Origin of the sequence: Actinomadura sp. NEAU-AAG7 (assembly GCF_018603865.1) — a bacterium.
In the GTDB taxonomy this organism is placed as follows: Bacteria; Actinomycetota; Actinomycetes; order Streptosporangiales; family Streptosporangiaceae; genus Spirillospora; species Spirillospora litoris.
Window position 1 is genome coordinate 80012 of the sequence record NZ_JAHFZY010000005.1, and the last position, 26187, is coordinate 106198.

Sequence of the window (26187 nt, forward strand, 5' to 3'; positions counted from 1 at the left end):
CCACTTGTGGACGGGGGCCCAGACGCATGCGCGCGGGGGCGCGCCGGGCTCAGTCGTGGAGGATCACATCCAGGTTCGCGCCGTTCAGCTCGACCGTGTGGCCGAGGTCGGCGACGGTCTTCAGCAGCTCGTCCGGGGTGCCGGGGGAGGCGCCCGACCTGATCAGGTCGTGGGCGATCCGCCCGCGCGTCGCCTTGGCCATGTGGCTGACGACCGTCCGCTTCGGGACGCCGTCCACGACCGCCTCCCGGAACACCCGCACCGCCACCGCGGGACCGGGGGCCTTCCAGACGGACGCGTACGGGCCTGAGCGCATGTCGACGATCAGCCGGGCGGGCGGCCCGCCGGCCGGGCGTTCGCGCGGCGCCCGCCTGGCCCGAGGGTCCTCCAGGTTCAGGGCCGCCCCCATCGCCGGACGCCACAGGGCGCTCAGACGGCCCTCAGGCGGCAGCGACACCGCCATGGCCAGCCGGTACGGCGGGACGCGGTCGGTGAGCCTCAGCGCGCCCCACAGGCCCGAGAAGACGATGATCCGGTCGGCCGCGGCCTCGGCGTCCAGGCTCGGCAGGTCCAGGTTGTCGTACAGGACGCCGGTGTAGAGCCGGGCGGCGGGCAGCGTCGGCGCCTTGCGCAGGATCTTGTTGCGGGCCAGGGCGTCCCGCACCTGACCGGCGGGGATCTCCAGGATCTCCGCCGCGTCGGCGCGCCGGCCCGCCTTCCCCAGGGCCGCCAGCACGCGTCTCCGGACGGGGTTCAGCCCGGGGAAGCTCAGCGACGCGAGGTCGAGAGGCGGGCCGTCCCCCTCGGCGGCCTTCTTCTCCGATGGCGGAAGCAGGATGTGCACGATCCCCCCAGACGCGGTACGAGCCGGATGCGGTACGAGTCGGACGCGGTGCGAGACGGCGCCCCGGCGGTATCGGCCGCCGGGGTGGAGGCCGTCACGGCTGGTCGGGAGCTTACGGAAGCCGGTGGGCCGGGTCACCGCGGCGGGTATTGCCGATACGCTATGTGATCGATTAATGACGCTGCGGAGTCATGCCTTATTGACTCGGTGAGTTGCCTGATGGGCGGAATGCGAACGGCGGCCACCGTCTCCGATGACCGCCGTACAGGGGAACTTCTATTTCATGCCTACCGCTCGTCGTCCGTAGCGGTTGCCGGGGTTTCGTTGAGCCTGTCGGTCTCGTCCTGAATGTCGGCCCCGTTGGCGCGCAGGGCCTCCGCGTACCTGCGTCCGTGGTGGGCGCAGAACAGAAGGTCGCCGCCGCCTACAAGGACTGCACGGACGTAGGCCTGGGCGCCGCAGCGGTCGCAACGGTCGGCGACGGTCAACGGCTTGGTTGGGGCAAGGGCTCCAGTCACGGCACCTTCCTCATGCTCGGGGTCGGTACTTAGGAGAACATCTAACCCGACGTGGACGTTCCCAACCTGTTTCTTCGTACGCCCAGAGCAGAATGGACCAATAAGTGACCGAGGTCACATCAGGCCGCGTCCCAGCGGAACAACCGCGTCGCGATCAGGGCTCCGACCACCGCCACGCCCAGCAGGACGCCGATTTGCGGCAATGCGGACACGGGCCCGAGGCCGCGCCCCATGACGTTCAGCATGCCCTCGTTGAGATAACGCAGGGGGAAGATGTAGGAAAGCGCCTTCATCCAGGAGGGGGCCGCGTCGAGCGGGAAGAACGATCCGCCCAGGAACGCCATCGGCAGGACGATCAGCTGCGTGACCGCCTGGGCCGTCTCCTGCGTCTTGGCCCACGCGCCGATCACCATCCCGATCGACAGGAACGCCAGGACGCCCGCCATCACCATCGGGACCGCCATCCACCACGCGTGGCCCAGCCTCAGCCCGAACATCGGCAGCTGCGCCACCAGGACGAACAGCGCGAACTGGGCGAGCGCCACGGCGAGGCTGACCGCCACCCGGGCCGCGAACACGGTCGGGATCGGCGCGGGGGAGAGCTGGAGCCGGCGCAGGATGCCCTTCGTCCGCCAGGTCACGAGCGTCTGCGAGGCGCCGAACACGCCGGCGGAGGCCAGCGCCCAGCCGAGCAGGCTCGGGGTGAAGAACTGGATGGCCTTGAGGGAGTCGTCCTCAACCTGCTGGGTTGCCAGTTTGTATGCGGGCGGCTTACCGGACGCCGCCTGGTTCGCCGACTGGACGAGGGAGTCCATCAGACCCCGCACCGTCCCTGCCTTGACCTGGTCCGCCGCCGAGTAGTGGACGACCAGCTCCCCGCCCCGCTGCTCCACGACCGCGTCCGCGTCGCCCTTCTCCACCTTGCGCAGGGCCGCCGCCCGGTCGGACGCCCTGGTCACCTTCATGACCTTGCCGAGCCCGCCGGAGTCGTGCGCGACGGCCTGGTCCAGCACCGCCGCCCGGCCGACCTCCAGCACCTTGACCTTGGACGTCGTCTGGTGCCCGAACACCCCGCCGAAGATCGCCAGGAACATCAGCGGGAACAGGATCGTGAAGAACAGCGCGCCGCGGTCCCGGCTGAAGCCGAGGAACATCGCCCGCGCCAGGCTCTTGAAACTCGCGAACGTGCTCACGGCCTGAACTCCCGCCCGGTCAGGTCGAGGAAGACGTCCTCCAGCGTCGCGCCGCGGATCTGGACGCCGTCCAGGGCATCCCTGCCCGCCATCGCCGCGACCACCGCCGACGGGTCCCGCGTGGAGATCGTCAGGGAGACGCCGTCGTCGTCGGCGCCGTCGGCGCCGGGCAGCAGCCGCGCGTCCTCCAGCCCGAGGACGCCGCTGGCCACGCTGATCCGGGCGGGCGCGTCCAGGCCCCGCACCAGCACCGCCGGGGGGCCGAGCCGCAGCACCCGCCCGGCGTCCATGATCGCGACGCGGTCGCACAGGACCTCCGCCTCGTCCATGTGGTGGGTGGTCAGCACGATCGTCCGGCCCTCGGTGTTGATCTCCCGGAGGATGTCCCAGAGGTTGCGGCGGGCCTGCGGGTCCAGCGCGGCGGTCGGCTCGTCCAGGAACACGAGCTCGGGGTCGTGGACGAGCGCGCACGCGATCGACAGCCGCTGCGCCTGCCCGCCCGACAGCTTCTCGACGCGCACGTCGGCCTTGTCGGCGAGGCCGACCGCCTCCAGCATCGTGTCGGCCTTCGCCGCCGGGACGCCGTAGAGGGAGCCGAACGTCTGGAGCTGCTCCCGCGCGGTCAGCCGCTCGAAGAACGAGGACGCCTGCAACTGGACGCCGACGCGGGACAAGAGCCCCGGGTCGCGCGGCCACGGCGACCGGCCGAGGACCGACACCTCGCCCTCGTCCGCCTCCCGGAGCCCCTCGACGATCTCCAGGGTCGTGGTCTTCCCGGCCCCGTTCGGCCCGAGGATGCCGAAGAACTCGCCCTCCTCGACCGCGAAGGTGACCCCGTCCACCGCCTGGACGTCTCCGTATCGCTTGCGGAGGCCGGCGACCTCGATTGTTTGCGTCATGCGGAGGAGATTAGGGAACGAGTGAAGCCGTACGCACCCACCCATAGGTGGACGTTCGGCACCTCCACCCCGCGCGCGGCACGGGCCGCGGCGGCGAGCCTGGCGAAAGATTGTCGGCGGCCGGGGGTACTCTGCTGCCGAATGTCCTACCCCCGAGGAGCACAAGCAGTTGACCGCCGCGACCGCCGAAGCCAGCACCGACGACCCGCACGGCTACTCCGCCCGGCACCTTTCGGTGCTGGAGGGGCTGGAGGCCGTGCGGAAGCGACCCGGCATGTACATCGGGTCGACCGACAGCCGAGGTCTCGCACACTGCCTCTGGGAGATCGTCGACAACTGCGTCGACGAGGCCCTCGCGGGATACTGCACCCACATCAGCGTGACGATGCACGCCGACGGCTCCTTCGAGGTCGGCGACAACGGCCGCGGCATCCCCGTCGACCTTGAGCCGAAGACGGGCCTGCCGGGCGTGGAGCTGGTCATGACCAGGCTGCACGCGGGCGGCAAGTTCGGCGGCGTCTCCTACACCGCCTCGGGGGGCCTGCACGGCGTCGGCGCGTCCGTGGTCAACGCCCTGTCCGCCCGGCTGGACGTCGAGGTCGACCGCGAGGGGCACACCCACGCCATCAGCTTCCGGCGCGGCCTGCCCGGCGAGTTCGCCGACGAGGGCCGCCCGAACGCGCGTTTCAAGAAGAAGTCGGGGCTGCGGCAGGTCCGCAAGGTCGCCCGCAAGGTCACCGGCACCCGCACCCGCTTCTGGCCCGACCTCCAGATCTTCCTGAAGGAGGCGACGGTCGAGCAGTCCCTCGTCATGGACCGCATGCGCCAGACCGCGTTCCTGATTCCGGGCCTGACCATCGACGTCCGCGACGAGCGCGGCGAGGAGGCCGTCGAGGCCAGGTTCCGCTTCGACGGCGGCATCGGCGAGTACTGCAGCTACCTGGCCAAGGACGCCCCCATCGTGGACGTCCTGCGCCTCCAGGGGCGCGGCCACTTCACCGAGACCGTCCCCGTGCTGGACGACCAGGGCCACCTCACCCCCACCGATGTGGAACGTGACCTTGAGGTCGACATCGCGCTGCGCTGGGGCACCGGCTACGACACGATCACCCGCTCGTTCGTGAACGTGATCGCCACCCCGAAGGGCGGCACCCATGTGCGCGGCTTCGACCGCGCCGTGCTCAAGGTGATCAACGAGCAGCTCCGGGCGGGGCGGCTGCTGAAGAACGGCGACGAGGACGTCATCAAGGAGGACGTCCTGGAGGGGCTCACCGCCGTCGTGACGGTCCGGCTGCCCGAGCCGCAGTTCGAGGGCCAGACCAAGGAGATCCTCGGCACGTCCGCGGCCACCCGCATCGTCTCCCAGGTCGTCATGCGCGAGCTGCGCGCGGTGTTCGAGAACCCCTCGCGCGGCCAGAAGCAGCCGCTGCGCGCCGTGCTGGAGAAGGTGGCCGGCGCCGCCAAGACCCGCATCGCCGCCCGCACCCAGCGCGACAACCAGCGCCGCAAGAACGCCCTGGAGAACTCGGCGCTGCCCGCCAAGCTCGTCGACTGCCGCACCGCCGACGACCGCAGCGAGCTGTTCATCGTCGAGGGCGACTCGGCGCTCGGCACCGCCAAGCTCGCCCGCGACTCCGAGTTCCAGGCGCTGCTGCCGATCCGCGGCAAGATCTTGAACGTGCAGAAGGCGTCGGTCGCCGACATGCTCAAGAACGCCGAGTGCGCCGCGATCATCCAGGTGATCGGGGCCGGCTCGGGCCGCACCTTCGACCTCGACTCCGCCCGCTACGGCCGGATCATCCTGATGGCCGACGCCGACGTCGACGGCTCGCACATCCGCACGCTGCTGCTCACCCTGCTCTACCGCTACATGCGTCCGATGCTGGAGGCGGGCCGGGTCTTCACCGCCGTCCCGCCGCTGCACCGCATCGAGCTGGTCAAGCCGAAGAAGGGGCAGGACAAGTACGTCTACTGCTACAGCGACGGCGAGCTGACCCGCAAGCTGGTGGAGTTCGAGCGCAAGGGCCAGCGCTGGAAGGAGCCCGTCCAGCGCTACAAGGGCCTCGGTGAGATGGACGCCGACCAGCTCGCGGAGACCACGATGGACCCGCGGCAGCGCATCCTGCGCCGCATCCGCATCGAGGACGCCGACGCCGCCGCCAAGATCTTCGACCTGCTGATGGGCAGCGACGTGGCCCCCCGCCGCGAGTTCATCACCGCGGGCGCCACCGAGCTCGACACCGAACGCATCGACGTCTGACCGCCGGGGCTCCACCGTCGGGTGGAGACGAGGATGTCCAGCCGTGCGCCGATTCTCAGGGGGCGGGCGGTCACGTAGCGTCGGGGCCATGAACCCGCAGTGCACCCCTTCCCCCGGCGTCCCGGTCGGCTCGGCGCCATGAGGGCCGGCGCGGTGAGCCTCGGCGGAGCCGTCTCCGGCGAGCGGATCACGAGGGTGGTCGTCCTCGGCGTGCTGCCGCTCTGGGGGCTGGCGGCGTATGTGCGCTCCCTGCTCGGCCACGCCCCCGAGCCCGCCCTGCACGGCAGGGGGCTCGCGGTCGTCGTCCTCAACGTGGTCATGTTCGCGCTGGGCGGCGCCGGGATGCTGGTGGGGCGCGAGAAGGGCTCGCCGTGGCGCGGGCACGGGATCGCCCTGCTGCTGGCGTCGGTCGCGACGGTCGTCCCGCTCTACGCGGTCGCGCGGGACACGGTCACGTTCATCGCCATGATCCCGCTGTGGGTGCTGCTGCGGCGGATCCCGCTGCTCTGGGGCGTCGGCGTGGGCGCGCTCACGACCCTCGCGGTCGCGGTCGTCAGCGCGACGCACGGCGAGGCCGACCTCGGGCTGGTGGCCGCGTTCGCCGGGATGACGCTGGGCGGCCTCGCCAGCCGGCAGGCGTCGATCGCGCAGGAGGCGACCCGGCGGGCGGAGGCCGCGAACGCGGCGCTGGCCGAGCGGTCGCACATCGCGCGGGAGATCCACGACATCCTCGCGCACTCGCTGTCGGCGCAGATCGTCCACCTGGAGGGGGCGCGGCTGCTGCTGTCGCGCGACGGCGACCGCGTCCAGGCCCTGGAGCGGGTGGAGCGCGCGGGGAACCTGGCCAGATCCGGTCTGGAGGAGACCCGGCGGGCGCTCGCCACGCTGCGCGGCGAGATCCCCGAGCCGAAGGAGGTGATCGCCGGGCTCGCGGAGGAGTTCTACGCGGGCACCGGCCGTCCCTGCGACGTGCGGGTGACGGGGACGCCGCGCGAGCTGCCGCCCCAGGCGGGGCTCGCGGTCGTCCGGACCGCGCAGGAGGCGCTCACCAACGTCCGCAAGCACGCGCCGGGCGCGCGCGCCCACGTCGCGCTGCGCTACCTCAGCGGGTCGGTGGAGCTGGAGGTCACCGACACCGGCGCCACCGAGCCGGGGCTCGGAGCGGGCCCGGACCTCGGGGCGGACGGCGGCGGATACGGCCTGGCGGGGATGCGCGAGCGCGCCGAACTCATCGATGGGACGCTGGAGACCGGGCCGGACGGGAAGGGCTTCCGGGTGTCACTCCGGGTGCCCGCCTGATCCGCCCGGAGGACGAACGGGAACGGGACGCTGTGAGCGACGTGACGAGGATCCTGGTCGTCGACGACCAGACGGTGGTCAGGGAGGGCCTGGTCCTGCTGCTGGAACTGCTGCCCGGCATCGAGGTGGCCGGGTCCGCCGGGGACGGTGCGGCGGCGCTCGCCATGGTCGGCGAGCTGCGGCCCGACGTCGTCCTGATGGACCTGCGGATGCCGCGCGTGGACGGGGTGGAGGCGACGCGGCTGATCAAACAGGCCCACCCGGAGGTCGAGGTCGTCGTCCTGACCACCTACGCCGACGACGAGTCGATCTTCGCGGCGCTGCGGGCGGGGGCCCGCGGCTACCTCACCAAGGACGCGGGGGCCGAGGAGATCGCGCGCGCCGTGGCGGCGGTGCGCGGCGGCGCGGCGCAGCTCGACCCCGCGATCCAGCGGCGCCTGGTCGAGGCGGTCGCCGCGGACGAGCGCCCCGCCCGGCGCGGGGGCCGGACCGGCGGCCTGCCCGACGGGCTGACCCGCCGCGAGGCCGAGGTCCTCGCGCTGATCGCCCGCGGCCGCTCCAACGCGGAGATCGCCGGGGACCTGTTCATCAGCGAGGCGACGGTCAAGACCCACATCAACAACCTGTTCGCCAAGGCGGGCCTGCGCGACCGCGCCCAGGCCGTCACCTACGCCTTCCGGCACGACCTCGCCCCCTGACCGCGCCTGGGGTCCGCCGGCCGCGGGTTGGGGTCCTAGGGCCCTGACGTGGCGCCTTCCGCCGGTCCTAGCGTGGCGGGATCGGCCGCCAGGCCGGCGGGACGCATCGAACGGAAGGGGCCAGCGTCATGCCCGGAAACGAGATCGACGCCTACATCGCCGGCCAGCTCGACCCCAGGTACACCGGGATCCTCGGCGCCCTGCGCACGCTGATGGCCGCGCACGCGCCCGCCGCCGTCGAGGGCCTCGCCTACGGCTCCCCGGCGTGGCGGGGCGCGGAGGTCTTCGCCGTCGTCAGCCAGAGCAAGACCCACCTCACCCTCGCCTTCGAGCGCGGCGCCGAGTTCGAGGACGAGCACGGGCTGCTGGAGGGCGTCGGCAGGCGGACCCGGCACGTCAAGATCAAGAGCCTCGACGACCTCGACGAGCACGCCCTGCGCGACTACATCGAACAGGCCGTCCGCCTCGACACCACCTGACCCCGCCGACCGTCCCGACGCATTCGGCCGCCCGTGAGGGGCGTGGGCCCGCAAGCGGGGGCCTCGGCGCCGCCGCCGGCGCGGTCGTGCTGCACGGGGTGTCCCGGGCCCGGGGCGGGCCCGGGACACCCGCGTCATTGCGTGTCGGACGCGTCGTCCTCGGGCGGCGGCGGGCCCAGCGGGCCGCCGATCGCGGCGATCGGCCTGTCGAGCCTCTCGCCCGAGCCGTCCCGGCGTCCGAGGGCGGCGTTCAGCGTCATCGGCTTGCCGTTCGCGCCCGACGCGCGCAGCGGGGTGTGCGCCACCCACGCCTGGAGGAGGACGTCCTCGCCCTTGAGGAAGCGGTGCGAGCGGACGCCGCCGGTCGCGCGGCCCTTGCTGGGGAAGTCGGCGAAGTCGGCGAGCTTGATCGCGCCGGTCTGGGTGCCGGGCAGCGCCGTGGACGCCCCGGAGACCGTGATGACCCGCGCCTCCCGCGCGGGATCGAGCGCCCCGAACCACAGCACCCGGGCGCCCGCCCCGAGCTTGATGCCCGCCATGCCTCCCGCGGCGCGGCCCTGCGGTCGGACGTTGGACGCGGCGAACCGCAGCAGCTGAGCGTCGGTGCTGACGAACACCAGGTGCTGCTCCTCCGACACGAGCTGGACGGCGCCGACGACGCGGTCGCCCTCCTTGAGCCCGATCACCTCGAACTCGTCGCGGTTGGCGGGGAAGTCGGGGACGACCCGTTTGACCACGCCCTGCTCGGTGCCGAGCGCGAGCCCGCCGCCGGAGTCGTCGAGCGCGGCGATGCCGACGACGGCCTCGTCCGGTTCGAGGTCGACGTACTCGGTGACCGGCGCCCCGCCCGCCAGGGACGGGGGCGTCGCGGACGGCGGCAGCGTCGGCAGGTCGAGGACGTCCACCCGGATCACGCGTCCGAGCGAGGTCACCGCGCCGACCTGGGCGCGCGCGGACGCGGGCACCACCGACAGCAGCACGTCGTGGGGGGCGCGCGGGCCGCTGTCGGGCAGCGGGCCGCCGCCGTGCGTGCGCGCCATCAGCCCGGTGGTCGACAGCAGGACCGTGCACGGGTCGTCGGCGACCTCCAGCGGCACGGCGGCCGCCGCCGTGTGCCCGGAGGACTCCAGCAGCACGGTGCGGCGGGGCGTGGCGAACTCGGCCGCGACCTCGCCCAGCTCCTTGGACACCAGGGCCCGCAGCTTCTTCTCCGACTCCAGGATCGCGGTCAGCTTCGCGATCTCCTTGGCGAGCTGGTCCTTCTCCTTCTCCAGCTCCAGCCGGTCGTAGCGGGTGAGGCGGCGCAGCGGGGTGTCGAGGATGTACTGCGCCTGGATCTCCGACAGCTCGAAGATCTGCATGAGCCGCTGCTTGGCCTGGGCGGCGTCGTCGCTCTGCCGGATGACCTGGATGACCTCGTCGATGTTCAGCAGCGCGACGAGGAGGCCGTCGATGAGGTGGAGGCGGTCCTCGCGCTTCTTGCGGCGGTGCTGGGACCGGCGCCGCACGACCTCCAGGCGGTGGTCGATGTACACCTGGAGCATCTCGCGGAGCCCGAGCGTGCGGGGCTGCCGGTCGACGAGCGCGACGTTGTTGATGCCGAACGTCTCCTCCATCGGCGTGAGCCGGTAGAGGTCGTTCAGCACGGCCTCGGGGTTGAAGCCGTTCTTGATCTCGATGACGAGCCGGAGGCCGACGTTGCGGTCGGTGAGGTCCTTCAGGTCGGCGATGCCCTGGATCTTCTTGGCGTTGACCAGTTCCTTGATCTTGGCCTTGACGCGTTCGGGGCCGACCGCGTAGGGGAGTTCGCTGACGACGATGCCCTTGCGGCGGGGCGTGACGTTCTCGACCGTCGTGGTGGCGCGGGTGCGGAAGGTGCCCCGCCCGCGCTCGTAGGCGTCGCGGATGCCGTCCAGGCCGACGATCTTGCCTCCGGTGGGCAGGTCGGGGCCGGGGACGAAGCGCATCAGCTCGTCCAGCGAGGCGTCGGGGTGGTCGATCAGGTGCCGCGCGGCGGCGATGACCTCGCCGAGGTTGTGCGGCGCCATGTTGGTGGCCATCCCGACCGCGATGCCGGACGCGCCGTTCACCAGCAGGTTCGGGAACGCCGACGGCAGCACCTCGGGCTCGGTCTCCTGGCCGTCGTAGTTCGGCCGGAAGTCGACGGTGTCCTCGTCGATGGAGGCGACCATGAGCATCGCCTCGCGCGACAGCCGCGCCTCGGTGTAGCGCATGGCGGCGGGCATGTCGTCGCCGCCGAGCGAGCCGAAGTTGCCGTGCCCGTCGACGAGCGGCATCCGCATCGCCCAGGGCTGCGCCATCCGCACCATCGCGTCGTAGATGGCGCTGTCACCGTGCGGATGCAGCTTGCCCATCACCTCGCCGACGACGCGGGCGCACTTGACGTGCCCCCGGTCGGGGCGCAGGCCCATCTCGTTCATCGAGTACAGGATCCGCCGCTGGACGGGCTTCAGCCCGTCGCGCGCGTCGGGCAGCGCCCGCTGGTAGATGACGGAGTAGGCGTACTCCAGATAGCTGCCGCGCATCTCCTCGGAGACATCGACGTCGATGATGTTCTCTTCGAAGTCCGGCGGCGGGGGAGGGGCTTGGGATCCGCGTCGTGCCATGCCCCACATTGTGGCCGGTCCCGGGGACATCTTTCGCCCGACCGCCGGGCGCGCCGCCCGATCGGGCGGATCGAGGCCGTTCCGTCACCCGCCGCAAACCTGGCAGATTGAGGGCGGACGGAACGCATCGGGCGGCCCCCGTCCGGCCCGTGTCCCGGCGCGGCGCGCCGCCCACATCACGCCGGAGGTGCCGCTTGAGCCCGCTCGCCGACTTCCAGAACTCGATCTACCTGGAGGGGCTCGGGGACGTCCGTCCGGGCCTGCCCACCGACCTGACGCGGTTGGAGGGCCTCGCCGAGGGCGTGCTGTCGGCGCAGGCGTTCGGGTACGTGGCGGGCGCGGCGGGCAGCGAGGCGACCGCGCGCGCCAACCGCGCGGCGTTCGACCGGTGGCGGATCGTCCCCCGGATGCTGCGGGACGTCGCCGAACGCGACCTGTCGGTGGACGTGCTGGGCACCGCGATGCCCGCGCCGGTGCTGCTCGCGCCGATCGGCGTCCAGTCGATCCTCCATCCGGACGGGGAGCTGGCGACGGCGCGGGCGGCGGCGGCCGAGGGGCTGACGGCGGTGCTGAGCACGGCCGCGTCCCACTCGATGGAGGACGTGGCGGAGGCGGCCGGCGACGGCGCGCCGCGCTGGTACCAGCTCTACTGGCCGAAGGACCGCGACCTCGCCGTGAGCTTCCTGGACCGCGCGAGGGCCGCGGGCTACACCGCCCTCGTCGTCACCCTCGACACGTTCACGCTGGCCTGGCGCCCCCGCGACCTCGACCGCGCCTACCTGCCGTTCCTGCGCGGCGTCGGCGTCGCGAACTACTTCGCCGACCCGGTGTTCCAGCGGGCGGTCGGCGGGCCGGTGACCGGCGCCAACCGGCAGGCCGCGCTGCTGCACTGGGTCGCGAACTTCGGGAACCCGAGCCTGACCTGGGACGATCTGGCCTTCCTGCGGGAGCACTGGGACGGCCCGATCGCGCTCAAGGGCATCCAGCACCCGGACGACGCCCGGCGGGCCGTGGAGGCGGGCATGGACGGCGTCATCGTCTCCAACCACGGCGGACGGCAGGTGGACGGCGCCGTCGCCGCGCTGGACGCGCTGCCCGCCGTCGTGGCGGCGGTCGGCGGTCGGGCGTCCGTGCTGTTCGACAGCGGCGTCCGGACGGGCGCCGACGTCGTCAAGGCGCTCGCGCTCGGCGCCCGCGCCGTGCTGGTCGGGCGCCCCTACGCCTATGGGCTGGCGCTGGGCGGGCAGGCGGGCGTCCGGCACGTCCTGCGCTGCCTCCAGGCGGAACTGGAACTCACGCTGGCCCTGTCGGGGCTGACCCGTCCCGGGCAGCTCACCCCCGAGATCCTGACGAGCGCGCCGGTCCCGGCGTGACGCCGCGCTAGCGGCGGGCCAGGACGAGAGCGCCGCGCTTGGTCACCGGGAGCGGCGTGCGCACGCGCCGCGCCGCCTCGGCGGCCTCCGCGCGGGGCATCCGCCGGGCGATCAGGTAGTCGCGGACGGCGTCCCGGTCGGGCAGGGTGATCAGCGGCGCGTCCCAGCGCTCCACCTCGACCTCGCCGAACACCTCGCAGACCCGCGCGGGCGCGTCCTCGGCGTCGAACGGGGTCGGCGCCGGGCGCCAGACCGGCGCGAGTTCGGGGCTGTCGTTCCGGCAGATCGCCGTGACGATCAGCAGCCCTCCCGGGGCGAGTACGCGCCGCGCCTCCCGCAGCACGAGGCCGGGGTCGTCCAGGTGCCAGAGCATGTTCACCGCGACGGCCGCGTCGAACACGCCGTCGCGGAACGGCAGGCGCACGGCGTCGGCGTGGACGCGGGGCGGGGGGTGGGCGCGCAGCATGGTCGCCGAGGCGTCCACCCCCACCAGCCGGAACGGCGGACGGTCGGGCAGCGCGCCGCTCAGCGCGCCCTCCCCGCAGCCGATGTCGAGGACCCGGGACACCGCCGAGTTCAGCAGCTTCACCGCGATGTGCTCGTGCAGGCTCCGCGCCCCGATCAGGTACCGGCGCGTCACCCGCGTCGCGAGGCGGAAGCGTTCCGGGTCGGCGTCGTAGTCGCGCGTCACGGCCATGTCTGGAGTCTGCCCAGCCAGGCGCGGCGAAAGCGTCGCCCGGCGCCCGCCGCTACGGGGGCGGCACGGACGCGCACCGAATGTAGAACGCTCCAGTCGGGGACCGTCAGAGATCGGCGTGGTCGGCCGCGGGGCGCCCCGGGACGGACGGGCGGTCGAGGTCCAGCTCGTCGAGCACCGCGCCGTCGGCGGCGAGCGCCTCGATGACCGGGCCGCGGCGCGCCGACCACACCACCACGAGGTGCCCGTGGACGGGGACGTCCAGCATCCGCTTGCCGACGCGGACCGCCGCGACCTCCGCCGAGGCGCGCAGCCGCGCCTCGTTCACCCACTTCGCGCCCCAGGGCAGCAGCCGGCCCGCGTTGCGGACGGTGCGCGCCGACCCGTACTTGTGCAGGTAGCGGCCCAGCTCCCCGGACGAGCGGCGGGTGAGGGGCTGGTCGGGCGCCGACCCGCCGGCGCCGCCGAGCTCCATCCACTCGCCGTCCCTGCGGTGGAAGGTCCAGCCCTCGATGAACGCGCCTGTGCCGGACGCGCCGTCCCCCCGCTGGTGCAGGAAGGTGACGGCGGCGACGTCGCCGTCCTTGTCGAGGCCGAGCGGCAGGAACTCCCGGTCCTCGTCGAGGACGTCGGGCGCGGGATCGGGCAGGCCGTCCCGCAGGAGCCGCAGGCACTCCTCGTGCACCTCGTGGTCGTTCATGTCCGGGACCTCTGATCGTGCAGGCAGGGCGAGGGGCCCTCCCGCAAGAGGGCCCCGCTGTGTGACTCACTCTAGAGGTCCGGCTCGTCTGGTTTCACCCGTCTGGCGTACTCCCGTTGATGCTTTGCCATCCGGCCTTCACCTGCGGGTCGTCGTGCCGGTCATGTCCGGAAGCGGCGCCACGCGACGGGACCTGCGGAAGCGCTCGGGCCGCCAGCACCCCGCACAGCACCGCGACCGGAATCTCGATTCCGGCGGCGAGCGCGACCGCCAGCGCCCGGTCCGCGCCGGCCGCCGCGGTCACCACGTCGAACCACGCGTCCGCCACGAGCAGCGCGCCGGTCGCGGCGGCGACCGGCCCGTGCCGGGGGTCGCGCCGGGTGAGCAGGACGCCGGTGCCGAGCAGCCCGGCCGCCAGCATCAGGTCCAGCCCGACCCACGCCGTGGACCAGTGCGACACCTGCGTGGTCGAGGGAAGGGTCCTGGCCAGCGTCCACATCCACGGCACCATCGCGGCCCCGCCGCCGATCAGGGCCCACCCGAGCCGCCGCCCCCCTCGTTCCCGGGGCCGCGCGCGTCCGGGCACGGGACGTGACCGAGCGGGCGGACCGTAGACCAACGGACGGCGGGGCCTCAACGGCGTCGTGTCGGCGACCATGGTGGCTGTGCTCCCTGCGGTGACGGCTGGCGGCGCCCGTTTCCCCGGCGCCTCCTCAACCCTGGCCGAGCGGCCGGTCACCTTCAGTAGCGCCGCTATCCGTTCGGGGGTGGCACTGGGTTCACCATCGGAGCTGAAACAAGCTGCATGGCCGCGCGCTGAGCACGGCCAATACGGTTGCCCCATGGCATCCATCTCCGTGGCCCGGCACGCGCTCGCGCATGCTCCGTGGTCGAGGACGGCGTGGCGCGACACCGTGTTCGTCGCCTCCGGGGTGCCGTTGCAGTGCGCCGGATGGATGATCGTCGGCGTGCTCTGGACGGTGTGGACGCCGATCGACCTCACGCCGGTCCTGGTGCTCTCGGTCGCGACGGTCGCGCTGGTGCTGCTGGCGTCGCGGCCGCTGACCTCGTGGCAGCGGGAGCGGTGCTGGGCGGTGCTCGGCGTCGAGATCCCGCCGATGCCCGACTTCGACGGCGGCCGCCCCTGGGACGCGCTGCGCGACCTCCGCTCGCCCGAGCTGTGGCGCGTCCTCCAGTACCACCTGCTCGTGGGGCCGCTGGTGGCGTGCGGGGGGCTCGCCGTGGTCTCGGCGTGGGGCGCGGGGGCGGTCCTCGGGAGCTATGGCGCCTACGCGTGGGCCCTGCCGGAGACCACCTCGCCGGCGCTGTCCGACAAGGCGCAGGTCGTCCAGACGGCGGGGCTCATGGCGTGCGGTGCCGTGCTGCTGGTCGTCACGCCGTGGGTGGCGGCGGGCGTCCGGCGGCTGGACGCCCGCGCCGCCGCCGCGCTGCTCGGCCCCGACCGGGCCAGCGAGCTGGCGCGCCGCGTCGAGGACCTCGCCGGGAAGCGCGCCGACGTCGTGGACGCCGCCGACATCGAGCGCCGCCGCATCGAGCGCGACCTGCACGACGGGGCGCAGCAGCGGCTCGTCTCGCTCGCCCTCCACCTGGGGCTGGCCCGCGAGACGCTCGACGACGTCCCCGACCACGCGATGGAGGTGATCGTCGAGGCGCACGAGCAGGCCAAGGAGGCGCTCACCGAGCTGCGCACGCTCATCCGCGGCCTGCACCCGGCCGTCCTGGAGGACCGGGGCCTGGACGCGGCGCTGTCGGGCATCGCCGCGCGGGTGCCGCTGCCCGTCCGGCTGCGGGTCGAGGTGGAGCCGCGCGCCTCGTCCACCGTCGAGGCCGTCGCCTACTTCGTCGTCTCCGAGGCGCTCACGAACGTGGTCAAGCACGCCCGCGCCGCGTCCGTGGACGTCGAGGTGCTGCGCCGGGGCGGGGTGCTGCTGCTGACGGTCGGCGACGACGGCGTGGGCGGCGCCGACCCGGCCCGGGGGACGGGCCTGACCGGGCTCGCGCGCCGCGTCCGCTCGGTGGACGGTACTTTCCGCATCACCAGCCCCGCCGGGGGTCCGACGACCGTCACCGTGGAGTTGCCGTGCGCATTGTGATCGCCGAGGACTCGGTCCTGCTGCGGGCCGGGCTGATCAAGCTGCTGGAGACCTCGGGGTTCGAGGTCGCGGCGGCGGTGGGCGAGGCGGAGGGGCTGCTCGCGGCGGTCCGCGAGCACCGCCCGGACGCGGCGATCGTGGACGTGCGGATGCCGCCCGGCTTCACCGACGAGGGCGTCCGCGCCGCGCTGGTGATGCGGCGGGAGGCGCCCGAGGTCGCGGTGCTGCTGCTGTCGCAGTACGTCGAGGAGCGCTACGCCGCCGACCTGCTGGCGGCCGGCACCAGCGGCATCGGCTACCTGCTCAAGGACCGCGTCGCCGACGTCTCGGTCTTCCTGGACGCGCTGCGCCGGGTCGCCGCCGGGGGCACCGCCCTGGACCCCGAGGTCGTCTCCCAGCTCCTCCTGCGCCGCCACCGCGACCCTCTCGACCGGCTCACGCCGCGCGAGAGGGAGGTGCTGGCGCTCATGGCGGAGGGGCGCTCCAACGCGGGCATCGCCGGGGCGCTGGTGGTGAGCGAGAGCGCGGTCGCCAAGCACATCAACAACATCTTCGCCAAGCTCGACCTCCCGCACGCCGAGGGCGACCACCGCCGGGTGCTGGCCGTCCTGCGGTTCCTGGACGGGGAGACATGACCGCGGACACCGGGACCGGCGCGGTGCCGGGGACGCCCGCCCGCCCCCGCCGGCGCGGCGTGTGGATCCTCCTCGCGGCCGTGACGGCGGTCCTCATGGTGGCGCCGATCGGGTTCCGGGTCGCGGCGCACGCCTTCCGGCGGACCACGACGGAGACGACCCCGTACCACCTCGCGATCAAGGACGTCCGGCTCGACATGGGCGACGCGCGGGTCACGGTCGGCGCGGGCCCCGAGGGCGAGGGCAGGGTCCACAAGAGGCTGACGTGGGCGCCGACCAAGCCGACCGTGAACGAGTCGCTGGTGGACGGCGTGCTCTACATCACGTTCCGCTGCAACAGCACGGTGAGGATCTACGGGGGCCTCGAATGCGGCGGCGACATCGACGTGCGGGTGCCGCGCGGCGTGCGCGTGTCGGCGGTGTCGGAGTCGGGGCAGATCAACGTGCGGGGGCTGACCGGCGACCTCGACCTGCGGACCGGCTCGGGCGAGATCACCGTCGCCGACGCCCGGGGCCGCCTGCGGCTGAGGGCGAACTCCGGCACGGTCAGGGGGACCGGGATCGCCGCGTCCAAGACCCAGGCGGAGGTGGGCTCCGGCGAGCTGAACCTGCGCTACGCCGAGCCGCCGGACATCGTGGACGCGGCGGTCGGCTCGGGCTCCGCGCGGATCATCGTGCCGCCCGGGTCGCACTACCGGCTGGTCGGGCCCATGCCGTCCCACCTCGGCCAGGCCGTCGTGGACGACAGGTCGACCCGGGTCATCTCCCTGCGCGGCGGCTCCGGCCGCACCTACCTGGACTACAGGGACGAGTGACGGCCTCTCCCGAGGGTGCGATTTGCGTCAGTTGTCTGGAGCGGGTTAACTGATGACGTGACCGTGACATGCCCATGCCCTCAGTTCGGACCGCCGACCCGGCGGGCCATGGGGTGTGCGCGCCGCCGTCGAATGTGTGACCGCTGAGGGCCCCCGCCTGAGCCTCGCGCCCCGAAGCGAGCCGTCCCGAGACCCGAGTCGCGCATGATCTTCCAACGCCACCTGCTGAGCCACGCGCCGTACCCGCCCGGCCTGTCGTAGGCCGCCGCGAGGCAGGGCCGCCCCCGGCTCGCGCGTCCGGCGTGCCCCGCACGCCGTGACCTTCCGCACGTACCCGCATCCTCCTTCCGCACCGTCCCGGTCCACCGCGCCGACGCCTGCACAGCGGCGCCCGCACGCACGGATGATTCTCTGTGATTCAGATCGAAAAACTTCGCAAGGTCTACCGCGCCCGAGGACGCGAGGTCACCGCCGTCGACGGCGTCGACCTCACCGTCCCCGAGGGCGAGATCTTCGGCGTGCTCGGGCGCAGCGGCGCCGGGAAGAGCACGCTGCTGCGCTGCGTCAACCTGCTGGAGCGGCCGGACGAGGGACGCGTCCTCATCGACGGCCGCGACCTGCTGGCGCTGCGGGGCGCCGAGCTGCGCCGCGCCCGGCAGGGCATCGGCATGATCCACCAGCACTTCGGCCTGCTCGGCAGCCGCACGGTCGCGGGGAACGTGGCGTTCCCGCTGGAGGTCATGGGCGTCCCGCGGGCGGAGCGGCGGCGGCGCGTCGCCGAGCTGCTGGAGCTGGTCGGGCTCACCGAGCACGCGCGGGCCCACCCCGCGCGGATCTCGGGCGGCCAGAAGCAGCGCGTCGGCATCGCCCGCGCGCTCGCCGGACGGCCGAAGGTGCTGCTGTCGGACGAGGCGACCTCCGCGCTCGACCCGGAGACCACCGCCTCGATCCTGGAGCTGCTGCGGGACCTCAACCGGCGGCTCGGCCTCACCGTCCTGCTGATCACCCACGAGATGGACGTGGTCAAGCGCATCTGCGACTCCGCCGCCGTCATGCGCGACGGCCGGTTCACCGAGTCGGGGCCGGTCACCGGGCTGCTCGCGCGCCCCGGCTCGGAGCTCGCCCGGGGGCTGTTCCCGCTGCCGCCGGTCACGCCGCGCGCGGGCTCGACGGTCGTCGAGGTCACCTTCGTCGGCGGCGTCACCGACCAGCCGTTCGTGTCGGCGCTGGCCCGCAAGTACTCGCTGGACGTCAACATCCTCGGCGGCGCCGTGGAGACCGTCGGCGGCGGGCGGGTCGGGCGGCTGCAGTTGGAGCTGCCGGGCGACCCGTCCGCCAACGCCGCGCAGCTGGCCTTCCTCCGCGACGCGGGCCTCGCCGTGGAGGTCAAGACCCCGATCACCGACACCGAGGCGTCCGCGGCGGACGCCGACACATCCGCCGCGGAGGGCGGCGCCCGCGGGCCCGAGCGCGGCGCCGGGGCCGACGGGGCCGTGGCGGCCGGCGAGGAGGAGACGCGATGACCTGGGACGAAGTGACCCCGCTGCTGTGGCCCGCGACGCGGGAGACGCTCTACATGACCGGGGTCGCGACGCTGTTCACGGCGGTGCTCGGGCTGCTGTTCGGCGTCCTGCTGGTGATCACCGAGCGCGGCGGGCTGCTGCCCGCGCCGCCCGCCAACGCGGTGCTCGGCGTCGTCGTCAACATCGGGCGCTCGCTGCCGTTCCTGATCCTGATGGTGGCGATCATCCCCTTCACCCGGATCGTCGTCGGCACGAGCATCGGCAACGCGGCGGCGATCGTGCCGCTGACCGTCGGCGCGATCCCGTTCTACGCGCGGCTCGTCGAGATCGCGATCCGCGAGGTGGACCCCGGAGTGGTCGCCGCCGCGCGCGCGATGGGCGCCACCCGCCGGGAGATCGTCGGCAAGGTCCTGCTGCGCGAGGCCCGGCCGGGCCTGGTGTCGGGCCTGACCGTCACCGTCATCGCGCTGATCGGCTACACCGCCATGGCCGGGACGGTCGGCGGCGGCGGCCTCGGCAACCTGGCGATCACCTACGGCTACGAGCGCTTCGAGTCCAAGGTCATGGTCGCGACCGTGGTGCTGCTGATCGTGATCGTCCTGCTCGTCCAGGCCGTGGGGGACCTCGTCGCCCGGCGCCTGACGCACAAATAACACATATAACGCACAGCCGAATAAAAACCCTTAAAGAACGCACAGAAAGGCACTCCTCGTGCTTCGCAAGCTATCCATCGCACTGGCCTCCGTGAGCCTCCTCGCGGGGCTGACCGCGTGCGGTTCGTCCGAGGCGTCCAACGACGCGGACGCCCCGCTGAAGGTCGCGGTCAACCCGGTGCCCCACGGCGACATCCTGAAGTACGTCAAGGACAATCTGGCGTCCAAGGTCGGGCTGAAGCTCGACATCGTGACCTTCGACGACTACCAGCAGCCCAACACGGTGCTGAAGGAGAAGCAGGTCACGGCCAACTACTTCCAGCACGTGCCGTTCATGCAGGAGTTCGAGAAGAAGTCCGGCACGAAGCTGGCGTTCGTGGCGCCGGTCCACCTGGAGCCGCTCGGCGTCTACTCCAAGAAGGTCAAGAGCCTCCAGGCCGTGCCGCAGGGCGCGACGGTCGCGGTGCCGAACGACCCGGCCAACGAGGGCCGCTCGCTGAAGCTGCTCGCCGACAACGGCCTGCTCACGCTGAAGCCCGGCGCGTCCACGAGCGCGACCGAGAAGGACATCGCGAGCAACCCCAAGGGGCTGAAGTTCAAGCCGCTGAAGGCCGCGCAGCTGCCCCGCTCGCTGGACGACGTGGAGCTCTCGGTGATCAACGGCAACTACGCCCTTGAGGCGAACCTGGCGCCGAACAGGGACGCGCTCGCCGCCGAGAAGGCCGAGGGCAACCCCTACGCCAACGGCGTCGTCACCCTTCCCGAGAACAAGGACGACCCGCGCGTGAAGAAGCTGGTCGACCTGCTCCGCGGGCCCGAGGTGAAGAAGTTCGTGCAGGACAAGTACAAGGGCTCCGTGCTCATCGCGTCGTGACGCCTTGCCGTGTCGCTACGCGAGTGACCCCTGGGTGGGCGGTGCAACCGTCCGCCCAGGGGTTTCGTGTTCCTTTTTAACCGGTCGCAAGCGCACGCGGGCGCTGCCTAAGCTGACCCCCAAGGGGGCGGCCGGAAAAACTGGGGGACACCTGTGACCGATGCCCTGACCGATCCCGGCGACGGGGAGATCGACCTGGAGACGGCGCGCTCCCTGGCCGCCGGCCTCCAGCGGCTCGTCCGCACGGCGGGCGAGCGGATCACCGAGGACAACGCAGCCTCGCCGCTGGTGAGCCGCATCTGCGGGCACGTCGGCGTCGCGTTCCACGACCTCGTGATGGTCGGCCAGGAGTACCGGTCCTGGGAGCACGCCTGCCTGCAGCGCGGGCTCGACGCCTACCTCGCGGCCCACACGCCCGGCGCCGAGTGGTTCGGGATCGCCGGGACGGAGCGCCACTACGAGAACCTCAGCGCGATGATCGGCGCGGCGGTCATGCTCGGGACCTACACGCTCGGCCGTCCCGAGTACGGCACCGCCGCCGTCGGCCCCGAGGAGTCCATCGAGGTCGTGGAGCTCGGGCTGGTGCCGACGACCGCGCCGGACGGGTCGCCGGTCGTGCTCGGCGTCCTCACCCGCGAGTCCTACGAGGCGATGTGCGTCCTCAACGTCTTCGCCCGGGACCGGGCCACGGCCGCCGCCGTCCGCGACGAGGTGGACCGGCTCCGCCGCGAGCACGACGTGATGCGCGGCCAGGTGCTCGGCTTCGGCGCGAGCGAGTACCACGAGAACGCGCTGGTGTCGTTCCTGCCCCGGCCGCACCTGGCGGCGTCCGAGGTCGTCCTGCCGGACGGGCGGCTGGAGGCGGTCGAGGCGCACGTGGTCGGGATCGCCGAGCACGCCGAGCGGCTTCTCGCCGCCGGGCAGCACCTCAAGCGCGGACTGCTCCTGTACGGGCCGCCCGGGACGGGCAAGACCCACACGGTCCGCTACCTGATGGGGCGTCTTCTCGGGGCCACGGTCATCCAGCTCACCGGTCCCGCCATGCGGTTCCTGGGCCAGGCCGTGGCGCTGGCCCGCAGTCTGCAACCGGCCGTCGTCATCGTGGAGGACGTCGACCTCGTCGCGGAGGACCGCGACCTCGTCGACGACGGCACCAACCCCCTGCTGTTCTCGCTCCTGGACGCGATGGACGGCATCTCCGGCGACGCCGACGTCGTGTTCGTCCTCACCACCAACCGGGTGGAGATGCTGGAGCGGGCCCTCGCGGAACGCCCGGGACGCATCGACCTCGCCGTGGAGATCCCCCGTCCGGACCTGGAAGGGCGTGTCGGCCTCCTGCGCCTGTACGGGCGCGAACTGCGTCTCGACGCCGACCTCGCGGAGGTCGCCGCCCGCACCGAGGGCGTGACGGCCTCCTTCATCAAGGAGCTGGTCCGCCGCGCCGTGCTGATCGCGCTCCGCGAAGGCGCCGCGCTCCGCGAAGGCGCCGCGCTCCGCGAAGGCGCCGCGCTCCGCGAGGGCGCCGCGCTCCGCGAGGGCGCCGCGCTCCGCGAGGGCGCCGCGCTCCGCGAGGGCGCCGCGCTCCGCGAGGGCCCCGCGCCGGGCGCGCCCGAGCGCCTCACCGACGCCCACTTCGGCGCGGCGGTGGACGAGATGTTCGATCCGGCGCAGTCGCTCACCCGCGGCCTGCTGGGCGCCGCGCGCGGCTCCGGGGAGCCCGACGAGTTCGACGGCGTGTTCCTGGAGGACGACGGAGACGACGAGGAAGGCTGAAGCGGGCGCGTACTGTCCGCCGGTGCTGATAGGACAGGGACCCAACGATCACGTGAAGGGGACCCCATGGCCATATATCACCACCTGGAGGAATACGCCGGTCTGCCGGTGCACCGCTTCCCCTACCGGGAGGAGGGCGTCGAGGACGACGGCGACGCGGAGGCGCTCCCGGCTCCCGCCGAGGTCGCCTGGTACGTCGGGACGGGGTTCGAGGCGGAGCCGTTCAACGACGTCTTCGCGCGGTTCCTTGAGGCGGTGGACACCACGCAGGTCACCACGCTCCTCATCGGCTACTGGGGCGCGTCCTACGAGGACGACACCGGCGACCCGGTGGCGGTGCTGACCGGCGCCGCCGCGTCCTTCCCCGCCCTCAGGTCGCTGTTCCTCGGTGACATCGTCATGGAGGAGGCGGAGATCTCCTGGATCGAGCACTCCGACATCACCCCGCTGTTCACGGCCTTCCCCAGGCTGGAGCGGTTCGACGTCCGCGGCGCGGAGGGCTTGCAGCTGTCGCCGATCAGGAGCGGCGCGCTCAGGGTGCTGCGGTTCGAGTCGGGCGGGCTCCCCGCGCGGATCGTGCAGGCGGTGGGGGCGAGCGAGCTGCCGAACCTGGAGCACCTCGACCTGTGGCTCGGCGACGAGAACTACGGCGGCGACGCCTCGGTCGCCGACCTCGCGCCGTTCCTCGGCGGCGAGCGGCTGCCGTCGCTGCGCCACCTCGGTGTGGAGGACAGCCGGATCCAGGACGAGGTGGCCGCCGCCGTCGCGGGCGCGCCCGTCGTCGCGCGGCTGGAGTCGCTGAGCCTCGCGCTGGGCGTCCTGACCGACCAGGGCGCGGAGGCGCTGCTGTCCGGCCAGCCGCTCACGCACCTGCGCAAGCTGGACCTGCACCACCACTTCCTGTCCGACGCCATGGCCGCGCGCCTGAAGGCCGCCCTCCCCGGGGTCGAGGTCGACCTGGGCGAGCAGCAGAAGCCGGACGGCGACTGGTTCTACATCGCGGCGTCGGAATGACCCTCGCCGTCGTCGGCGCGCCCGGCGACCGGCGGGCCGCGCTCTTCGCGGCGGCGTGCCGGTCGTCCGGGTTCCCGGAGCCGCGTCTCATCCCCTGGACGGACGTCCTGCGGGGCGCCCCTCTCGCCCTCGGGCCGGGGGACGTGCTCCGCCTGGACTCGCCGGGGGAGGACCCGGATGCGGACGCCCTCCTGCGCGGCCCCGGGAATCCGGCGCGGGTGGGCGGAGGCGCCGCCTGGTACCGGACGTTCACGGCGGCGGTGGAGCGGATCGCCGCGTCCGCCGCGCGGGCCGGGGCGCGGCTGCTCGGCGACGCCGGGGAGATCGCGGTCATGTTCGACAAGCGCCGGACCCATGCCCGCCTGCTGGAGGCGGGGGTCCCGGTCCCCGGCGCCCTTCCGCCCGTCGGGAGCCATGCGGAACTCCGGCGGCGCATGGACGAGGCGCGCGTGCGACGGGTCTTCGTCAAACCCGCGCACGGTTCGTCGGCGTCAGGTGTCGTCGCCTTGCAGACCGCTCCCGGCCGGCACGGGGAGGCGCGGGTGAAGGCGGTGTCGTCCGCGGTGATGACGCCGTCCGGCCTCGTGAACTCGCTGCGGGTGCGGACCTACGACACCCCCGGGGACGTCGCGGCGCTCATCGACGCGCTCGCTCCGGACGGTCTCCATGTGGAGCGGTGGCTGCCCAAGGCCACGATCGGCGGGCGCGCCTTCGACCTGCGCGTGGTCGTCATCAAAGGCGAACCCACCCACGCGGTGGTCCGGACGAGCCGCAACCCGATGACCAACCTGCACCTCGGCGGTGCCAGGGGCGACCTCGGCGCGGTGCGGCGCGCGCTCGGCGAACGCGGCTGGCGGCGGGCGCTGGAGGTGTGCGCGCGGGCCGCCGCCTGCTTCCCCGCCAGCCCGATGGTGGGCGTCGACCTGCTCGTCCACCAGGGGATGCGCCGGTTCGCCGTGGGCGAGGTCAACGCGTTCGGCGACCTGCTCCCCGGGCTGACGGGCCTGCCGGGCGGCCCGGCCGAGGGCCTCGACACCTACACCGCCCAGGTCAGAGCCGTTCTGCCGGAGTACGCCCCCGCATGTACGACATGAACGAGATCATCGGCAGCCACGACGTGCTGCTGGTGACGCTCGACACGCTGCGCTACGACGTGGCCGCCGAGCTGGCGGCGTCCGGCGGGACGCCCACGCTCGCGGGGCTCCTGCCGGGGGGACGGTGGGAGCGCCGCCACACGCCGGGCAGCTTCACCTACGCCGCGCACGCCGCCATGCTGGCCGGATTCCTGCCGACCCCGGCCACTCCCGGCCCGCACCCCCGGTTGTTCGCCGGGGCGTTCCCGGGGAGCGAGACGACCGCGCCCGGGACGTGGACGTTCGACGCCGCCGACCTCCCGTCCGGGCTGGCGGCCGCCGGCTACCACACGGTCTGCGTGGGCGGCGTGGGGTTCTTCAACAAGCTCACACCGCTCGGCTCGGCGCTGCCGTCGCTGTTCGCCGAGAGCCACTGGGAGCCGGGGTTCGGGGTCGCCGACCCGGCGTCCCTGCCCCACCAGATCGACCGCGTGGCCGAGGCGGTCGCCCGGCTGCCCGCCGCGCGCCGCCTGTTCCTGCTGCTGAACGTCGCGTCCCTGCACCAGCCCAACTGGTTCTACCTCGACTCCTCCGCCGGCGGCTCGCGGAGCGACACGCGCGAGAGCCACGCGGCGGCGCTGCGGCATGTCGACGCCCACCTGGGCCGCCTGTTCGCCCTCATGCGCCGTCCCTGCTTCGTGATCGTCTGCTCCGATCACGGGACGGCCTACGGGGAGGACGGGCACACCGGGCACCGCATCGGCCACGAAGTCGTCTGGACCGTTCCGTATGGGGAGTTCGTACTGCCGTGATGACCACCGAGACCTACGAGGCGTACGTCTACGCCTATCCGCACAAGACCGCGTACCGGGAGCTGGAGCCACCACGTCCGTTGCGTGAGGTGTGGGCGGACGAGGACCTCGACGCGCTGTTCCTCTACATGCACATCCCCTTCTGCGAGATGCGGTGCGGCTTCTGCAACCTCTTCACCCGGACGGGCGCGCCCGAAGAACTGACCGGCGCCTACCTCGCCGCCCTCGACCGCCAGGCCACCGCCCTCCTGGACGCGCTGGAGGGAGGCGGCACCTTCGCCACGGCGGCGTTCGGGGGAGGGACACCGACGTATCTGACCGCGTCCGAGTTGGAACGCCTCTGCGACATCGCCGCACGCTTCTCCGGGTTCGGGACGGGTCCGCTGGGGGTGGAGACGTCGCCGAAGACCGCCACGGCCGACCGGCTGACCGTCCTCGCCGAACGGGGGACCACGCGCGTCTCCATCGGCGTGCAGACGTTCATCGACGAGGAGGCGCGGGCGGCCGTCCGCCCGCAGAAGCGCGCCGAGGTGGAGGCCGCGCTCGACCGCATCCGGGCCGCGGGCTTCCCGACGCTGAACATCGACCTGATCTACGGCATCGAGGGGCAGACGCCCGCGTCGTGGCTGTACTCGCTGAACGCCGCGCTGGCCTGGCGTCCGGAAGAGATCTACCTGTATCCGCTGTACGTCCGCCCGAACACGGGCCTCGCGCTGCTGGACCGGGAGTGGGACGACTGGCGCCTGACCCTCTACCGCATGGGCCGCGACCACCTCCTGGCCGAGGGCTACGAGCAGGTGTCGATGCGGATGTTCCGCCTGCCGTCCCCGGAGGCGGGCGGAACCGAGTACTGCTGCCAGACGGACGGCATGGTCGGCCTGGGATGCGGCGCCCGCTCCTACACCGCCTCCCTGCACTACTCCTTCGAGTACGCGGTCAAGGCGAGGCCGGTGCGCGCCATCATCGACGACTACGTGCGCGAGAGCGACTTCGGTAGCGCCCGCGTGGGGTTCACGTTGGACGCGGACGAACGCCGTCGCCGCCACCTCGTCCAGTCGCTTCTGCAAGCGGCCGGCCTGGACCGGAACTCCTACCGCGCGCGCTTCGCGTCCGACCCCTTCGACGACTTCGAAGCCGATCTCACGTCGTTCGCCAAACGGGATTGGATCGAATCGACGCCCGACACCATCACACTCACCCCGGAAGGGCTCGCCCACTCCGACGCCATAGGCCCCGCGCTGTTCTCGCCCGGCGTGCGGAAGCGCATGGCGTCCTACGAAGCACGCTGATGGAACACCTCACGCTGATGGAACA

General features: G+C 72.9%; 24 protein-coding genes. 16 read left to right on the top strand and 8 right to left on the bottom strand.

The window, feature by feature from the left end; genetic code table 11:
* Positions 1–49: 49 nt before the first annotated feature.
* From KLI87_RS23075 to KLI87_RS23085, 4 genes are all read right to left on the bottom strand, one after another.
* Positions 50–844, bottom strand: coding sequence for a YaaA family protein (locus KLI87_RS23075; protein WP_214618667.1), 795 nt, complete (start codon positions 842–844; stop codon positions 50–52).
* Positions 845–1131: 287 nt separating this feature from the next.
* Positions 1132–1362 carry a hypothetical protein gene (locus tag KLI87_RS40280; protein ID WP_242906140.1) on the bottom strand — a complete coding sequence of 77 codons (231 nt, stop codon included), beginning with the start codon at positions 1360–1362 and terminating at the stop codon, positions 1132–1134.
* A 119-nt stretch (positions 1363–1481) separates the two neighbouring features.
* Complete coding sequence (locus KLI87_RS23080; RefSeq protein ID WP_214618668.1) at positions 1482–2555, bottom strand: ABC transporter permease; 1074 nt, start codon at positions 2553–2555, stop codon at positions 1482–1484.
* The gene (locus KLI87_RS23085; protein WP_214618669.1) at positions 2552–3454 is read right to left on the bottom strand and encodes an ABC transporter ATP-binding protein; all 903 of its coding nucleotides are present in this window, start codon (positions 3452–3454) and stop codon (positions 2552–2554) included. Before KLI87_RS23085 ends, KLI87_RS23080 begins: the two co-directional genes overlap by 4 nt.
* 169 nt (positions 3455–3623) lie before the next feature.
* Between KLI87_RS23085 and KLI87_RS23090 the strand changes: the two genes are divergently transcribed.
* From KLI87_RS23090 to KLI87_RS23105, 4 genes are all read left to right on the top strand, one after another.
* Positions 3624–5714, top strand: a complete 2091-nt coding sequence (locus KLI87_RS23090) for a type IIA DNA topoisomerase subunit B (RefSeq protein WP_156214920.1) — start codon at positions 3624–3626, stop codon at positions 5712–5714.
* 138 nt (positions 5715–5852) lie between these two features.
* Complete coding sequence (locus KLI87_RS23095) at positions 5853–7013, top strand: sensor histidine kinase (RefSeq protein ID WP_214618670.1); 1161 nt, start codon at positions 5853–5855, stop codon at positions 7011–7013.
* Between the two features lie 32 nt (positions 7014–7045).
* Positions 7046–7711 (top strand): response regulator transcription factor, encoded by a 666-nt coding sequence (locus KLI87_RS23100; RefSeq protein ID WP_214618671.1) that lies wholly within the window; start codon positions 7046–7048, stop codon positions 7709–7711.
* Positions 7712–7839: 128 nt separating this feature from the next.
* Positions 7840–8190, top strand: a complete 351-nt coding sequence (locus KLI87_RS23105) for a DUF1801 domain-containing protein (RefSeq protein ID WP_214618672.1) — start codon at positions 7840–7842, stop codon at positions 8188–8190.
* 134 nt (positions 8191–8324) lie between these two features.
* Here KLI87_RS23105 and KLI87_RS23110 read toward each other — a convergent pair whose 3' ends face one another.
* Entirely contained in the window at positions 8325–10817 is a 2493-nt protein-coding gene (locus tag KLI87_RS23110; RefSeq protein ID WP_156214922.1) for a DNA topoisomerase (ATP-hydrolyzing) subunit A, read from the bottom strand.
* Positions 10818–11011: 194 nt separating this feature from the next.
* Here KLI87_RS23110 and KLI87_RS23115 point away from each other — a divergent pair, with 194 nt between their 5' ends.
* The gene (locus KLI87_RS23115) at positions 11012–12190 is read left to right on the top strand and encodes a lactate 2-monooxygenase (RefSeq protein WP_214618673.1); all 1179 of its coding nucleotides are present in this window, start codon (positions 11012–11014) and stop codon (positions 12188–12190) included.
* A 7-nt stretch (positions 12191–12197) separates the two neighbouring features.
* Here the strand turns inward: KLI87_RS23115 and KLI87_RS23120 are convergent, their stop codons facing one another.
* From KLI87_RS23120 to KLI87_RS23130, 3 genes are all read right to left on the bottom strand, one after another.
* Entirely contained in the window at positions 12198–12887 is a 690-nt protein-coding gene (locus KLI87_RS23120) for a class I SAM-dependent methyltransferase (protein WP_173390650.1), read from the bottom strand.
* A 106-nt stretch (positions 12888–12993) separates the two neighbouring features.
* A complete protein-coding gene (locus KLI87_RS23125) occupies positions 12994–13587 on the bottom strand; it encodes a hypothetical protein (RefSeq protein WP_156214924.1) in 594 nt (197 codons plus the stop codon).
* Positions 13588–13681: 94 nt separating this feature from the next.
* Positions 13682–14098, bottom strand: a complete 417-nt coding sequence (locus KLI87_RS23130; RefSeq protein ID WP_214618674.1) for a hypothetical protein — start codon at positions 14096–14098, stop codon at positions 13682–13684.
* A 331-nt stretch (positions 14099–14429) separates the two neighbouring features.
* On the opposite strand from KLI87_RS23130, the gene KLI87_RS23135 reads away from it, so the two are divergent.
* The 11 genes from KLI87_RS23135 (at position 14430) to KLI87_RS23185 (ending at position 26162) form a co-directional block, all read left to right on the top strand.
* A complete protein-coding gene (locus KLI87_RS23135) occupies positions 14430–15701 on the top strand; it encodes a sensor histidine kinase (protein ID WP_214618675.1) in 1272 nt (423 codons plus the stop codon).
* Positions 15689–16336 carry a response regulator transcription factor gene (locus KLI87_RS23140; RefSeq protein ID WP_214618676.1) on the top strand — a complete coding sequence of 216 codons (648 nt, stop codon included), beginning with the start codon at positions 15689–15691 and terminating at the stop codon, positions 16334–16336. The genes KLI87_RS23135 and KLI87_RS23140 overlap by 13 nt, the downstream gene beginning before the upstream one ends.
* The gene (locus KLI87_RS23145; RefSeq protein WP_214618677.1) at positions 16333–17151 is read left to right on the top strand and encodes a DUF4097 domain-containing protein; all 819 of its coding nucleotides are present in this window, start codon (positions 16333–16335) and stop codon (positions 17149–17151) included. Before KLI87_RS23140 ends, KLI87_RS23145 begins: the two co-directional genes overlap by 4 nt.
* Before the next feature lie 413 nt (positions 17152–17564).
* The gene (locus tag KLI87_RS23150) at positions 17565–18674 is read left to right on the top strand and encodes a methionine ABC transporter ATP-binding protein (RefSeq protein WP_214618678.1); all 1110 of its coding nucleotides are present in this window, start codon (positions 17565–17567) and stop codon (positions 18672–18674) included.
* Entirely contained in the window at positions 18671–19327 is a 657-nt protein-coding gene (locus KLI87_RS23155; protein ID WP_156214927.1) for a methionine ABC transporter permease, read from the top strand. Before KLI87_RS23150 ends, KLI87_RS23155 begins: the two co-directional genes overlap by 4 nt.
* Before the next feature lie 91 nt (positions 19328–19418).
* Positions 19419–20201: a MetQ/NlpA family ABC transporter substrate-binding protein gene (locus KLI87_RS23160; RefSeq protein ID WP_308166131.1), complete on the top strand. Its 783-nt coding sequence runs from the start codon at positions 19419–19421 to the stop codon at positions 20199–20201.
* A 153-nt stretch (positions 20202–20354) separates the two neighbouring features.
* Positions 20355–21974 (top strand): ATP-binding protein, encoded by a 1620-nt coding sequence (locus KLI87_RS41610; protein ID WP_214618680.1) that lies wholly within the window; start codon positions 20355–20357, stop codon positions 21972–21974.
* 66 nt (positions 21975–22040) lie between these two features.
* Positions 22041–22988 carry an STM4015 family protein gene (locus KLI87_RS23170; RefSeq protein WP_214618681.1) on the top strand — a complete coding sequence of 316 codons (948 nt, stop codon included), beginning with the start codon at positions 22041–22043 and terminating at the stop codon, positions 22986–22988.
* Complete coding sequence (locus tag KLI87_RS23175) at positions 22985–24082, top strand: STM4014 family protein (RefSeq protein WP_214618682.1); 1098 nt, start codon at positions 22985–22987, stop codon at positions 24080–24082. The genes KLI87_RS23170 and KLI87_RS23175 overlap by 4 nt, the downstream gene beginning before the upstream one ends.
* On the top strand, positions 24079–24873 hold the full coding sequence (locus KLI87_RS23180) for an STM4013/SEN3800 family hydrolase (protein ID WP_156214930.1): 795 nt from the start codon (positions 24079–24081) through the stop codon (positions 24871–24873). The genes KLI87_RS23175 and KLI87_RS23180 overlap by 4 nt, the downstream gene beginning before the upstream one ends.
* Positions 24873–26162 (top strand): STM4012 family radical SAM protein, encoded by a 1290-nt coding sequence (locus KLI87_RS23185; RefSeq protein WP_214618683.1) that lies wholly within the window; start codon positions 24873–24875, stop codon positions 26160–26162. The genes KLI87_RS23180 and KLI87_RS23185 overlap by 1 nt, the downstream gene beginning before the upstream one ends.
* Positions 26163–26187 lie beyond the last annotated feature (25 nt).

Bases quoted from the DNA above. Each gene is read 5' to 3' on its own strand.
- KLI87_RS23085 (WP_214618669.1), bottom strand. From the start codon at position 3,454: ATGACGCAAACAATCGAGGTCGCCGGCCTCCGCAAGCGATACGGAGAC.
- KLI87_RS23095 (WP_214618670.1), top strand. From the start codon at position 5,853: ATGAGGGCCGGCGCGGTGAGCCTCGGCGGAGCCGTCTCCGGCGAGCGG.
- KLI87_RS23105 (WP_214618672.1), top strand. From the start codon at position 7,840: ATGCCCGGAAACGAGATCGACGCCTACATCGCCGGCCAGCTCGACCCC.
- KLI87_RS23110 (WP_156214922.1), bottom strand. From the start codon at position 10,817: ATGGCACGACGCGGATCCCAAGCCCCTCCCCCGCCGCCGGACTTCGAA.
- KLI87_RS23120 (WP_173390650.1), bottom strand. From the start codon at position 12,887: ATGGCCGTGACGCGCGACTACGACGCCGACCCGGAACGCTTCCGCCTC.
- KLI87_RS23125 (WP_156214924.1), bottom strand. From the start codon at position 13,587: ATGAACGACCACGAGGTGCACGAGGAGTGCCTGCGGCTCCTGCGGGAC.
- KLI87_RS23130 (WP_214618674.1), bottom strand. From the start codon at position 14,098: ATGGTGCCGTGGATGTGGACGCTGGCCAGGACCCTTCCCTCGACCACG.
- KLI87_RS23135 (WP_214618675.1), top strand. From the start codon at position 14,430: ATGGCATCCATCTCCGTGGCCCGGCACGCGCTCGCGCATGCTCCGTGG.
- KLI87_RS23145 (WP_214618677.1), top strand. From the start codon at position 16,333: ATGACCGCGGACACCGGGACCGGCGCGGTGCCGGGGACGCCCGCCCGC.
- KLI87_RS23155 (WP_156214927.1), top strand. From the start codon at position 18,671: ATGACCTGGGACGAAGTGACCCCGCTGCTGTGGCCCGCGACGCGGGAG.
- KLI87_RS23170 (WP_214618681.1), top strand. From the start codon at position 22,041: ATGGCCATATATCACCACCTGGAGGAATACGCCGGTCTGCCGGTGCAC.
- KLI87_RS23175 (WP_214618682.1), top strand. From the start codon at position 22,985: ATGACCCTCGCCGTCGTCGGCGCGCCCGGCGACCGGCGGGCCGCGCTC.
- KLI87_RS23180 (WP_156214930.1), top strand. From the start codon at position 24,079: ATGAACGAGATCATCGGCAGCCACGACGTGCTGCTGGTGACGCTCGAC.
- KLI87_RS23185 (WP_214618683.1), top strand. From the start codon at position 24,873: ATGACCACCGAGACCTACGAGGCGTACGTCTACGCCTATCCGCACAAG.